14 protein-coding genes and 1 tRNA gene are annotated in these 16,738 nt (G+C 63.5%); 13 read left to right on the forward strand and 2 right to left on the reverse strand.

The features are described from left to right. Window positions 1-480 precede the first annotated feature (480 nt). From ABEA18_RS22785 to ABEA18_RS22825, 9 genes are all read left to right on the forward strand, one after another. Entirely contained in the window at window positions 481-903 is a 423-nt protein-coding gene (locus tag ABEA18_RS22785; RefSeq protein WP_059387755.1) for a DUF3052 domain-containing protein, read from the forward strand. Continuing rightward, window positions 900-1,403 (forward strand): peroxiredoxin, encoded by a 504-nt coding sequence (locus ABEA18_RS22790; protein ID WP_425550569.1) that lies wholly within the window; start codon window positions 900-902, stop codon window positions 1,401-1,403. Before ABEA18_RS22785 ends, ABEA18_RS22790 begins: the two co-directional genes overlap by 4 nt. Window positions 1,404-1,408: 5 nt before the next feature. Then, a complete protein-coding gene (locus tag ABEA18_RS22795) occupies window positions 1,409-2,365 on the forward strand; it encodes a Sir2 family NAD-dependent protein deacetylase (RefSeq protein WP_345453109.1) in 957 nt (318 codons plus the stop codon). Between the two features lie 56 nt (window positions 2,366-2,421). After that, window positions 2,422-2,497, forward strand: a tRNA-Val gene (locus ABEA18_RS22800). A 131-nt stretch (window positions 2,498-2,628) separates the two neighbouring features. Beyond that, a complete protein-coding gene (locus ABEA18_RS22805; RefSeq protein ID WP_345453112.1) occupies window positions 2,629-3,690 on the forward strand; it encodes a LacI family DNA-binding transcriptional regulator in 1,062 nt (353 codons plus the stop codon). A gap of 214 nt (window positions 3,691-3,904) precedes the next feature. Continuing rightward, a complete protein-coding gene (locus ABEA18_RS22810) occupies window positions 3,905-6,889 on the forward strand; it encodes a GH92 family glycosyl hydrolase (protein ID WP_345453115.1) in 2,985 nt (994 codons plus the stop codon). A 109-nt stretch (window positions 6,890-6,998) separates the two neighbouring features. Further along, window positions 6,999-7,523, forward strand: a complete 525-nt coding sequence (locus ABEA18_RS22815; protein WP_345453118.1) for a methyltransferase family protein — start codon at window positions 6,999-7,001, stop codon at window positions 7,521-7,523. Between the two features lie 287 nt (window positions 7,524-7,810). Further along, on the forward strand, window positions 7,811-8,608 hold the full coding sequence (locus ABEA18_RS22820; RefSeq protein ID WP_345453121.1) for an IclR family transcriptional regulator: 798 nt from the start codon (window positions 7,811-7,813) through the stop codon (window positions 8,606-8,608). A 153-nt stretch (window positions 8,609-8,761) separates the two neighbouring features. Then, a complete protein-coding gene (locus ABEA18_RS22825) occupies window positions 8,762-10,117 on the forward strand; it encodes an MFS transporter (RefSeq protein WP_345453123.1) in 1,356 nt (451 codons plus the stop codon). A gap of 169 nt (window positions 10,118-10,286) precedes the next feature. On the opposite strand, the gene ABEA18_RS22830 is transcribed toward ABEA18_RS22825, so the two are convergent. Then, window positions 10,287-11,354: a D-2-hydroxyacid dehydrogenase gene (locus tag ABEA18_RS22830; RefSeq protein ID WP_345453126.1), complete on the reverse strand. Its 1,068-nt coding sequence runs from the start codon at window positions 11,352-11,354 to the stop codon at window positions 10,287-10,289. A 71-nt stretch (window positions 11,355-11,425) separates the two neighbouring features. Here ABEA18_RS22830 and ABEA18_RS22835 point away from each other — a divergent pair, with 71 nt between their 5' ends. The 3 genes from ABEA18_RS22835 to ABEA18_RS22845 are packed head-to-tail and all read left to right on the forward strand — an operon-like array spanning window position 11,426 to window position 14,180. Continuing rightward, on the forward strand, window positions 11,426-12,337 hold the full coding sequence (locus tag ABEA18_RS22835) for an NAD(P)-dependent oxidoreductase (protein WP_345453144.1): 912 nt from the start codon (window positions 11,426-11,428) through the stop codon (window positions 12,335-12,337). A 14-nt stretch (window positions 12,338-12,351) separates the two neighbouring features. Next, window positions 12,352-13,122, forward strand: coding sequence for an SDR family oxidoreductase (locus tag ABEA18_RS22840; protein ID WP_345453129.1), 771 nt, complete (start codon window positions 12,352-12,354; stop codon window positions 13,120-13,122). After that, window positions 13,122-14,180, forward strand: coding sequence for an L-idonate 5-dehydrogenase (locus tag ABEA18_RS22845; RefSeq protein ID WP_345453132.1), 1,059 nt, complete (start codon window positions 13,122-13,124; stop codon window positions 14,178-14,180). Before ABEA18_RS22840 ends, ABEA18_RS22845 begins: the two co-directional genes overlap by 1 nt. 40 nt (window positions 14,181-14,220) lie before the next feature. Here the strand turns inward: ABEA18_RS22845 and ABEA18_RS22850 are convergent, their stop codons facing one another. Then, the gene (locus ABEA18_RS22850) at window positions 14,221-14,949 is read right to left on the reverse strand and encodes a FadR/GntR family transcriptional regulator (protein WP_345453135.1); all 729 of its coding nucleotides are present in this window, start codon (window positions 14,947-14,949) and stop codon (window positions 14,221-14,223) included. 233 nt (window positions 14,950-15,182) lie between these two features. Between ABEA18_RS22850 and gndA the strand changes: the two genes are divergently transcribed. Continuing rightward, on the forward strand, window positions 15,183-16,619 hold the full coding sequence (gndA, locus tag ABEA18_RS22855; RefSeq protein WP_345453138.1) for an NADP-dependent phosphogluconate dehydrogenase: 1,437 nt from the start codon (window positions 15,183-15,185) through the stop codon (window positions 16,617-16,619). Window positions 16,620-16,738: the final 119 nt, after the last annotated feature.

The following is a 16,738-nucleotide window of genomic DNA, read 5'->3' on the forward strand; positions in this document are numbered from 1 at the left end:
CAGCTGGGAAGTCAACCCGCTAAGGATGTGTGAGGTCTCTTCTCCTGCAGCCACGTCCAACCTCTCTTTTGGCGCATTCATCGTCGCCTCAGGTCCGGCAGGGTAACTGCCCGTCATGAACGCGGCGTGTGCGACATATCGGTTACAACAGCCCGGTCATGTGCGCCGGACAGGTTCTCTTGAGCTCAAGCTGCGCTATTCGCGGCGGGCGGTTGCCCTGCAGCCAAAGTCTTCACTGGCCACTGTAGCTTTGTACGAGCCGCGATGCGTAGCCGCGCGGTCGTGAAGGCGTTGTATGTCACACTCAAGCTGTTACATCGTAGGCAGTTGTAGCTGCAGTCTTGGCGATGGCCCCGAATGTAGCCATGCTTTAGCCGTGGCTGGGGCGCGGATTATGGTGGAACGCGGGACAATGGCTTGAAGCACACGCCCAAAGGGTGTTGGCTTGTAGTAATCGAAATCACTTCAAGAGGAGGAAACGTGAGCGAGGCCGACGCCGCCACATCGGTAAATGTGGCGGAAAGATTGGGTTTCAAAGATGGGGATCTAATTCAGGAACTCGGTTACGACGATGATGTCGATTTCGATTTGCGTGATGACATTGAGGAACTCACGGGTTCCGAGCTGCTTGACGAAGACGATCACGAGGTAGTGGATGCGGTCATTTTCTGGTGGCGCGATGGTGATGGAGACCTTGTCGACGCACTAGTTGATTCACTGACCACCTTGGGTGAAGGCGGCGTGGTCTGGGTGCTCACCCCCAAGTCGGGCCGCGACAACTACGTCTCGCCCTCGGATATTCAGGACGCCGCTCCCACCGCTGGCCTGCATTGCACTACCTCCGCAGGCGTCTCCAAGGACTGGAGCGCCACGCGGCTTGTAGCGCGCAAGAAGAACAAGTGACACACACGAGGTTGAACCCTTCCGGAGTGCGTCCGGGAGTTCCCGTTGTGGGCCAGGAAGCACCGGATTTTGAGCTCGTGAACCAGTTCGGGGAGCCAGTGCGCTTGTCCGAGCTTCGCGGCCGGAACGTGGTGGTGGTCTTCTATCCGTTCGCCTTCTCTGGAATCTGCACCGGGGAGCTGTGCGAGCTCCGCGACAATCTGGGTATTTTCGAACATGCCAACGCCACAGTCCTCGGGGTGTCGGTGGACAGCAAGTTTGCTTTGCGGGCTTACGCGGAGAAGGAAGGCTACGAGTTCGATCTCTTGGCGGACTTTTGGCCGCACGGGGAAGTAGCCGAGAAGTATGGCGTGTTTGATGCAGCTACCGGCATGTCCTTGCGAGGCACTTTCATCATCGATGCAGCGGGCATCGTGCGCTACGTCGTCGTCAATCCGCGCGGCCAGGCCCGCGACTTAGCGGAATACCGCGAGGCGCTGTCCGCACTGGGCCAGGCCTAGCGCAGATGAGTGCCCAACGGCCCGGCGTCGGAATGACCGGCTTCGCCATACTTCCACCGGCTCCCACAGTTGAATTGGATGCAGGCGAGTTGGACTTTCTGCGCCGCGCCGCCGGGATTCTCGGCGGCAAACGGTTTGCTGTCTTGACGGGAGCCGGCCTCAGCACTGATTCCGGAATCCCTGACTACCGCGGCCCGGGAGCCGCGCCGCGGAATCCGATGACTTTCCAGGAGTTCATCGGAAGCGCCGCCAACCGGCGCCGGTACTGGGCGAGGAACCACCTTGGCTGGTCGCACCTTCGGCATGCGGACCCCAATGGGGGGCATGCCGCCGTCGCGCTCCTTGAGCGGCGAGGGCTGATCACGGGACTCATCACGCAGAACGTGGACCGTCTGCATGAGGACGCCGGCAGTATCAATGTGGTGGACCTGCACGGACGCTACGATCGTGTGATCTGCCTTGACGAGGGGCACGTCTTCACCCGGGGTCTCGTCGCGTCAATTCTTGAGGAAATCAATCCCGGCTTCCTCGAAGCCGCCCAGGCTTCCGGCGTCGTGGAAATGGCGCCCGACGCCGATGCCTCGGTTGAGGATCCTGAGCTCATACGATCGTTCGTCGTCGCTGTTTGTCCCATTTGCGGGGGAACGCTCAAGCCGGACTTCGTGTACTTCGGCGAAAACGTGCCCAGGGACCGGGTGCAGCGCGCCTATTCCATGGTGGACGAAGCCGGGGCGCTGCTGGTGGCAGGTTCTTCGTTGACCGTCATGAGCGGCCTGAGGTTCGTGCGGCACGCAGCCAAACTCGGCAAGCCGGTAGTGATCATCAATCGCGGACCGACGCGTGGTGATGGGTTCGCGGACCTGAAAGTGGAAGCAGGAGTCAGCGGAGCACTGGCTTGGCTTGCCGCTGAACTTCCCGATCTGCTGCCTTCAGGTCAGCCGATTAGTGTTCCGGTCGATTGATCCGGTAGAGTACATGTTCGTTGGTTGAAGCGCCGAGGGTGCTGAAATCATTGTTTGGGTCTTTAGCTCAGCTGGTAGAGCGCCACGTTTACACCGTGGATGTCATCGGTTCGATCCCGGTAGGACCCACCAAGCACAAAGAGCCCCTGAACTGCGGAAACGCAGCTCAGGGGCTCTTTTCTTTTGGGTGCTGACGCCCCGGACTCCCTGGGGCCTTCTTCGCGGATCGCGATGCTAAAATGCATCGCGGAATGGTTTCGGAAATGGGCGCAGGTGACGGGTTGAGGGTGGCTGTCGAGCGTCCGAACGCCCGTGCCACAATGAAAGACGTCGCACGCGTCGCCGGAGTCGGCGTCGGCACGGTCTCCCGTGTCGTCAACGGCAAGTCGAACGTGAGCGAGGAGAGCGTCGCTGCGGTCAACGCTGCGATCGACAGGCTCGGATTCCGTCGAAACGACAGTGCCAGGATGCTCAGAACCGGAGCGACGGCAAGCATTGGGCTACTGGTCGAGGATGTCGCGGACCCGTTCTTCTCCCTGCTTAACCGCTCCGTGGAGGAGGAGGTCCTGCGCCGCGATTCCGTGCTCCTGACCGCCTCCTCGGACAAAGACCCGGAGCGCGCCCGCAAGATGATCCTCACGTTCTGCGCCCGCCGGGTCGACGGCCTGGTGATTACTCTCCCCGAAGGCGGCGACGAGGAATACCTGCGTGCGGAGCTCGACGCTGGTACGAGCATGGTCTTCGTCGACCGCCCGCCGCGGGAGCTGGATGTCGACGCCGTGATCGTGGACAACCGCGGCGGCGCGCGCACCGGCGTGGCGCATCTCATCGGCTACGGGCATAGGCGGATCGCTTGCTTCACTGATCGGCCGGACCTTTATACCGCAAGCGAGCGCATCGCCGGCTACCGGGCCGCACTCGAGGAAGCGGGCATCCCTTTCGACCCCGAACTCGTCTACTCCAGCGCGACGACCCGCGACCCGGTGGACGAGCCCCTCGGGCGGATGCTGGCGTCGGATGACCCTCCAACCGCGGTTTTTGCCGGCAACAACCGCACGAGCATCAACGTGATCGGCGCCTTGCGCATTCACAACACCTCGCTGGCGATCGTGGGTTTCGACGATTTCGAACTTGCCGACGTCGTCGTGCCCGGGATCACAGTAGTGGCGCAGGACCCGAAGGCGATGGGACAGATCGCGATGAGGATGCTCTACAAGCGTCTGGATGGCGATGTCTCGCCCTCGCAGACCGTCACGCTGAACACTCGTCTCATCGTGCGGGGCTCGGGAGAGCTGAGCCGCGACGCGGTGCTCGCCGCCCGTTGACGCCCGTTCGCACGCCCCTATAAATCCCCTGAGCGGGCATTCGTCTCGGTCGCTATTTACTTCTCCGGCGTTGACTCGTGCGATGTGTGCTGAGTAGACTCGGCCGCGTGGAAACGTTTCCACGGGCCGTTGCCCCGTCAGCGCTTGGCGGCGGACAGCGGCGACGAGCGTTGATGCTCGATCCCCGTGAGTCAGGTCAAGGAGGACACCCTCGATGTCAAGCCCACACGACAGTCCGGCTGTACGCCCACGGATCCTGAGCAGGCCTCGGCGATCTCGGCTCGCGCCGGCCATGGCGGTTGCGGCCGCGCTCGCAATCGGAACTCCGGTCGAAGCATCCGCGGCGCCGACCGTCACCGACCTTTCCAACGAGGTCAACCCGTTCGTTGGAACCGAGAGCGAGGGCAACGCCTATCCGGGGGCGACGCTCCCGTTCGGAATGGTGCAGCTCAGCCCTGACAACACCAACAGCTACGGTTCCACGTCGTACAGCAACAACGCCGGTCGCGTGTGGGGATTCAGCCACCGGCACGTCAACAGTGCGGGTTGTCCGGCCGCCGGTGAACTCCTGGTCTCGCCCAGCACCACCGCCACGCCCACCACTTCGCGACGGTTCACTGGCATCCAGTCCGGAAGCGAATCCGCCACGGCCGGTTACTACGGTGTGACTCTCGACAACTCCGTCAAGGTCGATCTCTCGGCCACCACCAGAGTGGGCGCACACCGGTACACCTTCCCGGCCGGCAATACCTCCAATCTTTCGTTCAACACGGGTCAGACGCTGCGCAGTGCCGGCGCGAGTTCGGTCTCTTGGGTCGATGGCACCACCCTCGAGGGCTGGATCGACAACGGTGGGTTCTGCAGCGGAAACGAGAAAAAGTCCCGCTACTACTTCAGCGCCACTTTCGACCGCGCTCCGCTGTCGACCGGCACCTGGGGCAACAACGCCCAGTTCGTCGTCGGCCGGAATTCCAATGAGGTCACCGACGGCAACAACGGTTTCGTCGCCACTTTCGATACCACGACAGACCGCGATGTCGAGGTGAGCGTCGGGGTCTCGTACGTGAGCGTCGAAGGCGCCCGCGGTAACCGGATCGCCGAGGCGACCGCCGACGGCACGCGGTTGCCGTTTGATCAGATCCGCGCGAAAGCCCGCGACGCCTGGAACGCCGAACTTGGCCGGTTCGACATCACGGCATCCGCCGAGCAGCGCAAGATCTTCTACACCCAGCTATATAAGACCCTTCTGTCGCCGACCATCGGAAGCGACGTCGACGGCCGGTACACAGGAATGGACGCCAAGACGCACACCGCCAATGGCTGGAACTACTACCAAACGTTCTCGCTGTGGGACACGTACCGCACGCAGGCGACTTTCCATGCGCTGTTCGCGAAGAACCGCGCCGCCGACATCGTGCGCTCGATGTACCAGGCCCGGGTCGAGGGCGGTTGGTTCCCGCGCTGGTCGCTAGGCTCGGTCGAGACGAACATTATGGCCGGCGACCCGGTCTCGCCATGGATCGCCGAGAACTTTACGCTCGGCACCGTTCCAGCCGACATCGCCGGCCGGATGTGGGACTACCTCGTCGAGAACGCCACCACGGCGCCTCCCGCCGGCGTCGCATCCGTCGGCCGGCAGAGCGCCGCGTTCTACCTGGCCAACGGCCACATCCCGTATTATCCGGAGTGGGGCGGTGGCCTCGGCGGCCAATACGAAGAGTACCGTCACGGTGGCTCGGCCACGATGGAGTTTGCCGCAGCGGACGCCAGCATCGGCGCCGCTGCGCAACGGCTTGGGAAGAGCGGCCAAGCGGCAGAGTTCCTGGCCCGTGGCACGAACTGGACGAAGCTCTGGAACCCGGATGTCACACTCAGCGGCGGTTTCAAGGGTATCGTCAACGCCGTCACGCCCGAGGGCCAGTTCGTCCCGGTTCCGGAGCGCACGGATGTGACCAGGTCCGGTTTCCACGAGGGAACCCCCTGGCACTACCAGTGGATGGCGACGCAGGATGTGGTCGGTCTGCAGCAGAAGATGGGCGGTCGCGAGGAGTTCGTCAAACGTCTCGACTACTACTTCAACCAGCCGGCCCTCCAGTCTGCTCCGGGGGTCTCTCCGAGCAGCTGGGCGGAGGGTGGCAGCACGTACTACACGAGCATAGGGTACAACCCGGGCAACGAACCGATGATGATGAACCCCTGGCTGTACGGCTTCGTCGGTGAGCCGGGCAAGACCAACGACGTGCTCGCGGCCAATCTCAACCGCTTCCCGAACACCCCGGGCGGCGGGGTCGGCAATGATGACCTCGGCACTCTCGCCGCTTGGTATGTAATGGCCTCGCTCGGGATCCAGCCGGTGATGCCCGGCTCGGGGATCATGGCTCTCAACGCCCCCAAGGTTCAGGCCGCCACGATTACCCTCGAGAGCGGTGAAAAACTGCTGATCACTGCTGCGGGCGCGAACGAGAAGCTTCCGAGCTACATTGCTGGTGTGACCGTGAATGACAAAGTGCACACGGCCGCCTGGGTCGATGTGGACGATCTCCGGAACGGCGCTCGGCTCGACTTCGCACTGTCCGGCACTAAGGCTGGCCTCGACTGGGCCACGGCCCAGAAGGATTGGATCCCGAGTGTCTCCGCTCCGCGCAAGGCCACTCCGGTGATCGTGCCGGGTGCGGACCTGACCACGATTGCCGGCCGGGAGAAGACCATCGAGGTCGCGCGGGTCACCTTCGCCGGCCCTGCTGCTGAACCCATCACGGCAACGGTCTCGTGGGCAGGGGGAGACCCGGTCGCGGCAACAGTTACGGAGAAGAACGGCGCGTGGGTGATCAGTTCCACATCGACGTTCGCAACGGCCGGAACCATGAGCGGCGTGGTGACTATTGCCAGCGCCACGAACACGCCGCGGTTCTCGCCTGCGCTGTTCGAGCCGAGCTCGGCCAACCTCACGCTCGAGGTCACTGCCGCGCCGGTTGATCCGCCCGTCAATCCGCCCGTCAATCCGCCCGTCGACTCTGGCGTTACCGTGGTTCCCATGGTCCCCCCGACCACCGGAAGCACCGGCGCCACCATTAAAGCGGCGAGCGGACTGGCCGACACCGGCATGGCTCCAACTGTTTTCTCACTGATGTTCGCGGCTCTCGCCGCCATTGCACTCGGCTCGGCCTTCGTGATTCGCCGCAAGCGAGCGAACCGCTAGGAGAAGCCCCTGACCTGCGGAAACGCGGCTCAGGGGCTCTTTTCTTTCGGCTGGGTGCGTTCGGGCTCTGATGGTTGCCGCCGGCCGTCAGGCGGTTCAGAATGGCAGCATGACAGCGTCCGGAGATGTAGCGCGTGACAAGAGGCTGGCGGAGATAGGTACGGCGGTCTTCGCGGCCGCCCCGGCAACTGTCGCCGGTCTGTTGCCTTGGGTGGTGACCCGCTGGAAAGTGAAACAGCCCGTGCCGGGTGGGCTGGCGGCCCAGTGCGCAGGTGTTCTGTTGATCGGCGCCGGCGCGGCGGTGATCACGAATTCGTTTGCGCGGTTCGCGCTTGAGGGAATGGGCACGCCGGCGCCCTTTGCGCCGCCGAAGAACCTTGTGGTCAGCGGTTTCTACAGGTTCGTCAGGAACCCCATCTACGTGGGCATTGGCGCCGCGATCACCGGACAGGGCCTCCTGCTGGGACAGCCGAAGCTGTTCGGCCTGGCGGCTTTGGGCGCAGTTCCCGTGGTGGCCTTCGTCAGGTTATATGAGGAGCCGACGCTGGCACGCAAGTTCGGCGCCGAGTATGAGGACTACCGTGCCAACGTCCCGCGCTGGCTGCCACGGCTCACTCCTTGGCAGCAGGGCTAGCGTCGAGCCCAATCCGCCGCCGGAAATTGGAAAAGCTCTCCACCGCGACTATTGGGGGATGCCGCGGTGGAGAGCTCATAGATGAATATACAGAGAATTTTTGGATATGGAAAGGAAGCCGTTCTCTGTCCGGCGCGTCCCATCCCAGAGCCAAGCCACTATGATGGTAGTTGTTCAGTGGATTGAACAAGCGTTGTGCCGCGGATCGGAGTTCCGCTGCCCCCGGGTAGCGTTTCTGCCTGGCACGCGCCCACTCTGCGCCAGACGCACGATTGCGAAGGAGAATCATGGCCGATTCCCGCACCCCCCGTTCCGCCGAAGGACTGGGGAGCTCCTCGCCGGCGCCTGCCGTGACCCGCGCGGCCGCGGTCCTGGATGCCTTGGCCGAGGCACCTTCGGGTCGCCTGACACTCAGCGATCTTGCGAGGGAGCTCGGAATTCCGAAGTCCTCCACGTCAAACCTGCTGATGGCTCTTGAAGAAGCCCGGCTTATTACCCGCGAAGGTGCCGACTTTTCACTTGGCCGGAAGCTGGTGGAACTTGGTGCCGCCTATCTCAGCCGGCTCGATGAAGTCCAGGAGTTCTACAAGTTCTGCGAGCAGGCACCAACGCTCTCTGGCGAAACAGTGCGGATTGCGATGATCGACGGCGATCACATCATTTACCTGGCGCGCTACGAAGGGCACCCGGCTGTCCGGCTTACGTCGAACATCGGCGACAAAATGCCGCTTTCCCTGAGCGCCGTCGGGAAGGTTCTCCTGGCCCAGCTTCACGACCATGACATCGAGGCGATGTTCCCGGACGACGTGGAGCTCCCTGTCATGACCCCGAAGTCCCTCCGGAGTGCCGCTGAGCTCAAGGCCCAGGTGACCGCGATCCGCAAGCAGGGCTATGCCTTGGAGGACGAGGAGTCCACTCTCGGCGTGGTGTGCCTTGCCGTGCCCGTCCCTACCCACGGAGCACACGGCCCCAGCCTCGGTCTCTCGGTGACAGCCCTGAAGGCCACTTTTTCCGAGGAACAGGCTGCCCTCATGGTGAAGGAACTCAAGGAGCTCGCCCACTCACTGGGCAACCCGATGGGCTAACTGATGTGCCGCCTGGGCGGGGTCATAATTAAATCTGATTACACCACTTGAAACTTGTACAACGTGCTGTACTCTGTTCACTATAGTGATTCACGCCATGGCGGCTGACGCTATCTCGCCAGGCCAACGGGGGTCTGGAGTGTTCTTGAGGGAGTGCTTGTGACAACTCGTACTAAGACAAAGCTTGCTGATATGGACGGCGCGGTAGTTGAGCCGGAACAGCTGCGAAGGGCAACTCTTGCCAGCTCCGTAGGATCCGCCCTGGAGTACTACGACTTCTACATTTATGGCCTGGCTTCGGCGCTGATCTTCGGACCGCTGTTCTTCAAGCCTTTGGGTGAAAGCGGCGCATTGATCGCGTCGTTCGCAACCTATGGCGTTGGATTCGCGGCGCGGCCCTTCGGTGGTATCTTCTTCGGATTCATCGGAGACCGCTTCGGCCGCAAGATGGTCCTCCTGATGACCATCGGCATGATGGGCCTTGCCAGCTTCGCGATCGGCTTGCTGCCCACGTTCGACCAAGCGGGCATGCTCGGGGCTGTCCTGCTTGTGACGCTCCGTATTGTCCAGGGCCTGGGCGCTGGAGCCGAACAAGCAGGCGCAACCACGCTGATCTCCGAAGTCGCTCCGCCCAAACGCCGTGGCTACTTTGCTTCGCTGCCGTTCGTAGGCATCCAGCTTGGAACCCTCCTCGGCGCCGGCACCTTTGCGCTCATTGGCATGGCCAACAAAAGCGTCCTCGAAGGCTGGCTGTGGCGTGTGCCTTTCCTCGCCAGCATCATTCTGATCGTCGTGGCAATCTTCATCCGTCTGAAGCTGAAGGAAACCCCGGTGTTCCAGGAGCTTGAGAAGCACAAGAACGTGGTGAAGAACCCCGTTGGCGAGCTCTGGAAGCACTCCAAAAAGAATGTGCTGGTGGGCATCGGTCTCCGCATGGGCGAAAACGGCAACTCTTCGATCTACTCGGCATTGCTCATCTCCTTCATGTCCGTCAAGGAAGGCGTCTTCCCGGGCGACAAGTTCATCGGCCCGGTCGGTCTGCTGATCGCCGCCGGATTTGCCGCCGTCATGGTGGTCACCTTCGGTGCCTTGTCTGACCGTATTGGTCGAGTGAAGGTTTACCGCTATGGGGCCCTGTTCCAGGCAATCTTCGCGATTCCCGCCTTCTACCTGGTGACCCTCGGCAACGTGACCCTTGTGTGGGCCGTAATGGTTGTCGGCATCGCCCTTGGCGTACAGTCCATGCTTGGCCCGCAGTGCCCGCTGCTGCCCGAGCTCTTCGGCTCGCAGTACCGGTTCACCGGCGTCGCCCTGAGCCGCGAACTGTCTGCTGTCCTGGCCGGCGGACTCGTGCCACTGGTTGGCGTCGCACTCCTTGCCGCTACGGGCAACTCCTGGGTAGTCCTGGCGGTCTACTCGCTGGTCCTGGCGCTGATTTCATACATCACCACGTTCTTCACACCGGAAACAGCCGGCCGTGACCTCCTCTCCCTGGAGGACGCGAAGTAAAAAGTCCCGTACCGCGAGGTACGAAAGCAGCGGCGGCCCCTCCGGAATTTGGAGGGGGCCGCCGCTTTTTCGTGCCCCCCGCCCTGGCGCAACAAACCCGCCACCCACAGCAAAGCGGCCCCTCCGGAAACCGGAGGGGCCGCTTGGATGGCGCTGGGTTGTTGGCGGTTTAGTAGAAGTGCACCGTGTCCACGAGGTGGGGGAGTTCCCCGCCGTCGAGGAAGGTGCGCAAGTTGCTGGCGAAGCGCTCGGCGATGAGGCGGTTCTCGGCTGCGCTCAGTGCCGAGGTGTGTGGAGAGACCATGACCTTGGGATGGTTCCACAGCGGGCTGTTCTGGGGGAGCGGCTCGACGGCGAAGACGTCGAGGCAGGCGTACGAAACCTGGCCGTTGTCCAGGGCTTCGAGGAGCGCATCCTCGTCAACCACGGTTCCGCGGCCAACGTTGACGAAAACCGTGCCGGGCTTCATTGCCGAGAAGACTTCGTGGTTGAAGAGTCTCTCCGTGTACGGCGTGCCGGGGAGGGTGTTGACGACGGCGTCTGCCGTCGCCAGGAGTCCGGCCAGGCCATCGTTGTCCGCGACCTGGTCGATCCCTTCGATCGCTTCGACGTTCCGCTTGGTTCCGCTGACCTTCATGCCGAGCGCACGGGCGATGCGGGCGGTCTCGAGGCCGATTTCGCCGAGACCCGTGACGACCAGCTTGGAGCCGTTCACCAGCTTGGTGGGGGTCCGCAGCTCGGGCCAGACCTTGGCTGCCTGGTCCTGTGCAAGTTCCGCGCTGCGCTTGAAGCCGTTGAGGATGCCCAGGGCAGCGAACTCGGCCAGCGGAAGAGCGTGCACGCCTGCCGACGTGGTGACCTTGAACTTCTGCAAGGTCTCGTTGTCGAGGCCGGAGGCCTTCACGGCGCCACCGGCACCTGCGGCCATGGCGTGGATCCACTGCAGGTGGGGGTTGCTCTGGGCGATGCGGGTCAGGCCGGCCGGATTCTCGTTCGGGAAACCATAAAGGATCTGGGCCTTGTTCAGCATGGACCAGTAGCGTTCCTCTTGTTCGGGAGTCCGCTTGAAGTCGGGATCGCCGGAGTGGTCGGCCGGGAAGCGTTCCGGAGGAAGAAGCTCGGGTTCGTAGAGCACCGTAATGCTCGGATCTACGGCGCGGATACGCTCCACATGCTCAGCTTCGAGCGGGACTGCGATCGCGATGGTGAGTTCATCAGTCGTCATGGTGTTCATCATACTGAATTGAGGCTAGGATATTGAACAGTTTTTGAAAGATGAACCACAAAGAAGTGAGGTGTATGCGAAAGATGACCGCCAAGACCGCAGGTTTCGTGGGACTCGGGCTCATGGGCTTCCCCATGGCAGCCAATCTGCTCGGCAACGGCTGGGAGGTGACTGCATGGAACCGGTCCGCCGAAGCGCTCGCCGAACTGGAGAAGCTCGGCGGAAAACGTTCGGAGTCGGTTGCCGGACTCCGGGACCAACCCATCATCATTTTCATGCTTCCGGATCTCTCCTACATCCAGGATGCGGCCGCGCCGCTCCTCGAGTCCTGGCGCTCGGCCGCGCCGCTTCAGGGAACCCTGGTCGTCATCATGAGCAGCGTGTCCCCGACCGCCGTGCAGGAATTCGGCCGGACGGTCCACAGCGCAAGTGGCGGGAACGCCGTCGTCGTTGATGCCCCGGTGAGCGGGGGCACCAAAGGTGCCCAGGACGGCACCCTGGCCATCATGGTGGGAGCCAGCGAAGAAGACTTCGAGCGCTCGCTTCCCGTGCTCCAATCCATGGGCACCACCGTCCGCCGCATGGGCAACCTGGGTGCCGGTTCGCTGGCGAAGGCGTGCAACCAACTGATCGTCGGGACCACGACGGCGGCGCTCGCGGAAGCCGCCGAACTCGCCGAACGCTCGGGCATGGATCCTTCTGCCCTCTTCGACGTCCTGGCCGGCGGACTCGCCGGAAGCCGGGTCCTGGAGATTGTCGGCCCACGCCTGGCAGCCAAGGATTACGCGCCCACAGGTCCCGCGAAGTTCATGCACAAGGACCTCAAGTTCGTGCTCGAAAGCGCCGAAGCGGCCGGTGCCGCTGTCCCGATGGCGACTGCCGGCGTCGAGCTCTACCGCGAACTGATTGATCAGGGCCTGGGCGACCAGGACCTCGCAGTTGTCCGCCAGGCCATCGCCAACCTCAGCGACTCGTCCCTAAGCCCTTTGAACTAAGTAAGGAAACAACCATGAGTGGACTCTTTGATCTCACCGGGCGCGTTGCGCTCGTGACCGGATCCAGCCGCGGCATCGGCAACGCGCTGGCTCGCGGATTGGCCGACGCCGGTGCCACCGTTGTCCTCAACGGCATCAATACGGAACGGCTCAAGGATGCGGAAGCCGCCATGGCGGCGGACTTCGGTCCCGGCCGCATCCACAGCTGCGCGTTCGACGTCACGAGCGATGCGGAAGCGGCCCGCGGCGTTGCCTGGGTCGAGGAGAATGTCGGCCCCCTGGATATCCTCGTCAACAATGCGGGCATCCAGCACCGCGTCCCGATGCTGGACCTGGACGTGAAGGACTGGGAGCGGGTCATCACCACTGACCTGACGAGCGCCTTCCTCGTAGGACGTGAAGCCGCCCGCCACATGATTCCGCGGGGCCGCGGCAAGATCATCAACATCTGCTCCGTGCAGACTGACCTGGCGCGCCCCACGATAGCCCCCTATGTGGCCGCCAAGGGTGGACTGCGGAACCTGACACGCGCCATGACTGCAGAATGGGCGGCCTCCGGCCTTCAGATCAACGGCATCGCCCCGGGTTACATCCACACTGAGATGACCCAGAACCTCGTGGACGATCCCGAGTTCAACTCCTGGATCCTTGGCCGGACGCCGGCCCACCGATGGGGCACCGTCGCGGATCTTGCCGGTCCGGCGGTCTGGCTTGCCTCCGAGGCTTCGAACTTCGTCAACGGCCAGACGATCTTCGTCGACGGCGGAATGACGGTGGTCGTCTAATGAGCGGCTTTCAGCTTCCCCAGTCTTCACCCGCGGTTGTGGCCCATGCCGCCGGCGACCTTCGCATCGAGGACATAGCCCTCGTTGTTCCCACCCCTGACCAGGCCGTCGTCGAGATCGCCTACGGTGGCATTTGTGGCTCGGACCTGCACTACTGGCTCCACGGCGCGGCGGGGGAATCGATCCTCAAGGCTCCCATGGTGCTCGGCCACGAAATCGTCGGCACCGTTGTCCAGCAGGCCGCCGATGGCAGCGGTCCGGCAGCCGGAACCGCCGTCGCGGTCCACCCGGCAACCCCGGGTCCGGGTGCCGCCAGGTATCCGGAAGACCGGCCCAACCTCTCCCCGGGCTGCACCTACCTCGGCAGTGCAGCGCGGTACCCGCACACCGACGGCGCCTTCAGCCGCTACGCGACCCTGCCGTCCCGCATGCTCCGGGCTCTTCCGGCCACGCTGGACTTGCGCACGGCGGCGCTTGTGGAGCCGGCCAGCGTTGCATGGCACGCCGTCGCCCGCGCAGGGGACGTGGCCGGAAAGACAGCGCTGGTAATCGGTAGCGGTCCGATCGGCGCACTGGCAATTGCTGTACTCAAGCGCGCAGGGGCAACCCGGATCGTGGCCGTCGACATGCACGACAAGCCTCTTGAGATCGCGCGTGCAGTGGGCGCCGACGAGGTTCTCAAGGGCGATGACGCAGAGGCAATCGCCGCCGTGGAAGCCGACGTCGTCATCGAGTCCTCCGGCAGCCACTTCGGACTCGCATCGGCCATCAAAGGCGCGGTACGCGGCGGGAAGGTGGTCATGGTCGGGCTGCTGCCCTCGGGACCGCAACCGGTCTTCATTTCGCTGGCCATCACCCGCGAGCTCGAACTGCTCGGTTCCTTCCGTTTCAACAACGAGATCGACGAGGTCATTGCGGCGCTCGCAGACGGTTCGCTCTACGTGGACCCTGTAGTGACGCACGAATTCACGTTGGATCGCGGATTGGAGGCCTTCGAGGTGGCAAGGAACTCAGCCGAATCGGGGAAGGTCCTGCTCAACTTCCAGCCTGTGGCCTAACCTCCCGGCCGATCAGTCGGGCGGAGCTGGGGGCCAGCCGTCAGCGCCGTTCGACTGGGACAAATACCCGCGGCTGGCCTTCCCAGTCCGGTGACAGGTCCGCGATGGTCTCCCGCATGATGTTGGAGGAGGCCTCGCGGGCCTTGTCGCCGTCTCCGTCCCTGATGCCTTGGGCTACATCCAGATGCCATTGCAGGGCCGCTTCCTTCGGATGTTCCGGCATGAGGCCGTGAACTGTCCGGCCGGTCAGTGTCTCCGTGACCTGCCCGATCAGGTTCGCGAACATTTCATTGCCGGAACCGGAGAGCACCAGGGCGTGAAAGCGGATGTCGAGATCCAGGAAGGTGGGCATGTCGCCCGCACGGCCTGCTTCCCGCATGGCCAGGGAGATCTCCACCAGTTCGCTGCGCAGGGACTCCGGGGCGTTTTCCGCGGCCAGTTCTGCCGCTACGGGCTCGACGGCGGAGCGGAGTTCAGCGAGGGAGCGCAACTGTGCGCCGCGGCCTTCTCCGGCCAGCCGCCAGCGGATGACCAGTGGATCGAAGGGATTCCAGCGGTGCGCGGGAAGGACCCGGATGCCAACTCGCTTGATGGTTTCCACCAGTCCCAGAGACTGCAGTACTCTAACGGCCTCACGTACCACCGACCGGGACACTTTGAGTTCCTCCTCAAGGTGCTCAGCCAGCATGACGTGACCGGTGGGGAGCTTACCGCCGACGATCCGGGTACCCAGGTGCTCGACAGCGCGGTAGTGGAGACTGGTTGACATAGTCGTAAGCATAGTGGCGTTGACTGCTCCGCCACCGGAAGCCCGGGCGCCGGCGAACTCCCCACAGTGCGGGCTCGCAACATAGACTCTTTTGTGACGCGGACGTTTCCAAAACGTGGGCGCAACTTTCCCAGACGTGGTCCGAATACGTATGGTTTATTCCAGCTACTGCTCTAGAAAGCGTTTCCTCGCTCCGAGCAGGACTCGATGCACAAGAATGAATTGGAGTTTTGATGTCAGCACACATCGGTGTCACCGGCCTCGCGGTGATGGGCGCCAATCTGGCCCGCAACCTGGCCCGCAACGGCTTCACCGTTGCCCTCCACAACCGCTCCGTCGAAAAGACCGACGCCCTGCTGGCCAAGCACGGCACGGACGGCGACTTCATCCGCACGGAAACCCTCCAGGAACTCGTGGACTCCCTCGAGAAGCCCCGCCGTGTCCTGATCATGGTGAAGGCCGGCAAGCCGGTTGACGCCGTCATCGACCAGCTCGTTCCCTTGCTGGAGCCCGGCGACATCGTGATCGACGCCGGTAACTCGCACTACGAGGACACCCGCCGCCGCGAAGCCGCGCTGGCCGAGAAGGACCTGCACTTCGTGGGCGTCGGTGTTTCCGGCGGCGAAGAGGGCGCCCTCAACGGCCCTTCCATCATGCCCGGCGGTTCCAAGGAGTCCTACGACGCCTTGGGCCCGCTGCTCGAAAAGATCTCAGCCAAGGTTGACGGCAAGCCCTGCTGCGCCTGGATCGGGACCGACGGCGCCGGACACTTCGTCAAGATGGTCCACAACGGCATCGAATACGCCGACATGCAGGTCATCGGTGAGGCCTTCGATCTCCTGCGCTCCGGCGCCGGCATCGAGCCGGCCGAGCAGTCCAAGATCTTCGCTGAATGGAACAAGGGCGAACTCGCTTCCTTCCTGATCGAAATCTCCGCAGAGGTCCTTGGGCACGTTGACGCCAAGACGGGCAAGCCGTTCGTCGACGTCGTCGTCGACGCCGCCGGCCAGAAGGGCACCGGCCGCTGGACGGTCATCTCCGCCCTCGAGCTCGGCTCCCCGGTTTCGGGCATCGCAGAGTCCGTCTTCGCGCGGGCCCTGTCTTCCCAGGCAGAACAGCGCAAGCTCGGCCAGGAACTGCTCGCCGGCGAGGAAATCGCCGTCGAAGTCCCCGAGAACTTCGTCGAGGACGTCCGCCAGGCTCTTTACGCTTCCAAGCTGGTTTCCTACGCCCAGGGCCTGGACATGCTGACTTCCGCCGCGAAGGAATACGGCTGGGACCTCAAGCTCGATGAAATCGCTTCGCTGTGGCGCGGCGGCTGCATCATCCGCGCCGAGCTGCTCAAGGAAATCACGAACGCCTACGCAGCCGAGGAGAAGCCAGCCAACCTGCTGTTCGCCCCGGCTTTCACCAAGGCGATCGCCGGCGCGCTGCCGGCATGGCGCCGCGTGGTGGCAACGGCTGTCCAGCTGGGCATCCCGGTTCCCGTGTTCTCCTCCTCGCTGGCCTACTACGACGGACTTCGCCGCAAGCGCCTCGCTGCAGCAGTCATCCAGGGCCAGCGCGACCTCTTCGGTGCGCACACCTACGGCCGCGTAGACGCCGAGGGCACTTTCCACACCCTGTGGGGCGAAGACAAGTCCGAGATCTCGGCAGTCGACACGCACTAGAGATTGGGGCAGGCCCTTTCGTGTCGACTCCAAGCCACGTAGGTAAAGACTGACCCTGCTGCCCCACTCTAGGGGCAGGCCCTTTCGTGTCGACTCCGTCGCCACGTAGGGACCCTGCT

Source organism: Arthrobacter gyeryongensis, assembly GCF_039543785.1.
In the GTDB taxonomy this organism is placed as follows: Bacteria; Actinomycetota; Actinomycetes; order Actinomycetales; family Micrococcaceae; genus Arthrobacter; species Arthrobacter gyeryongensis.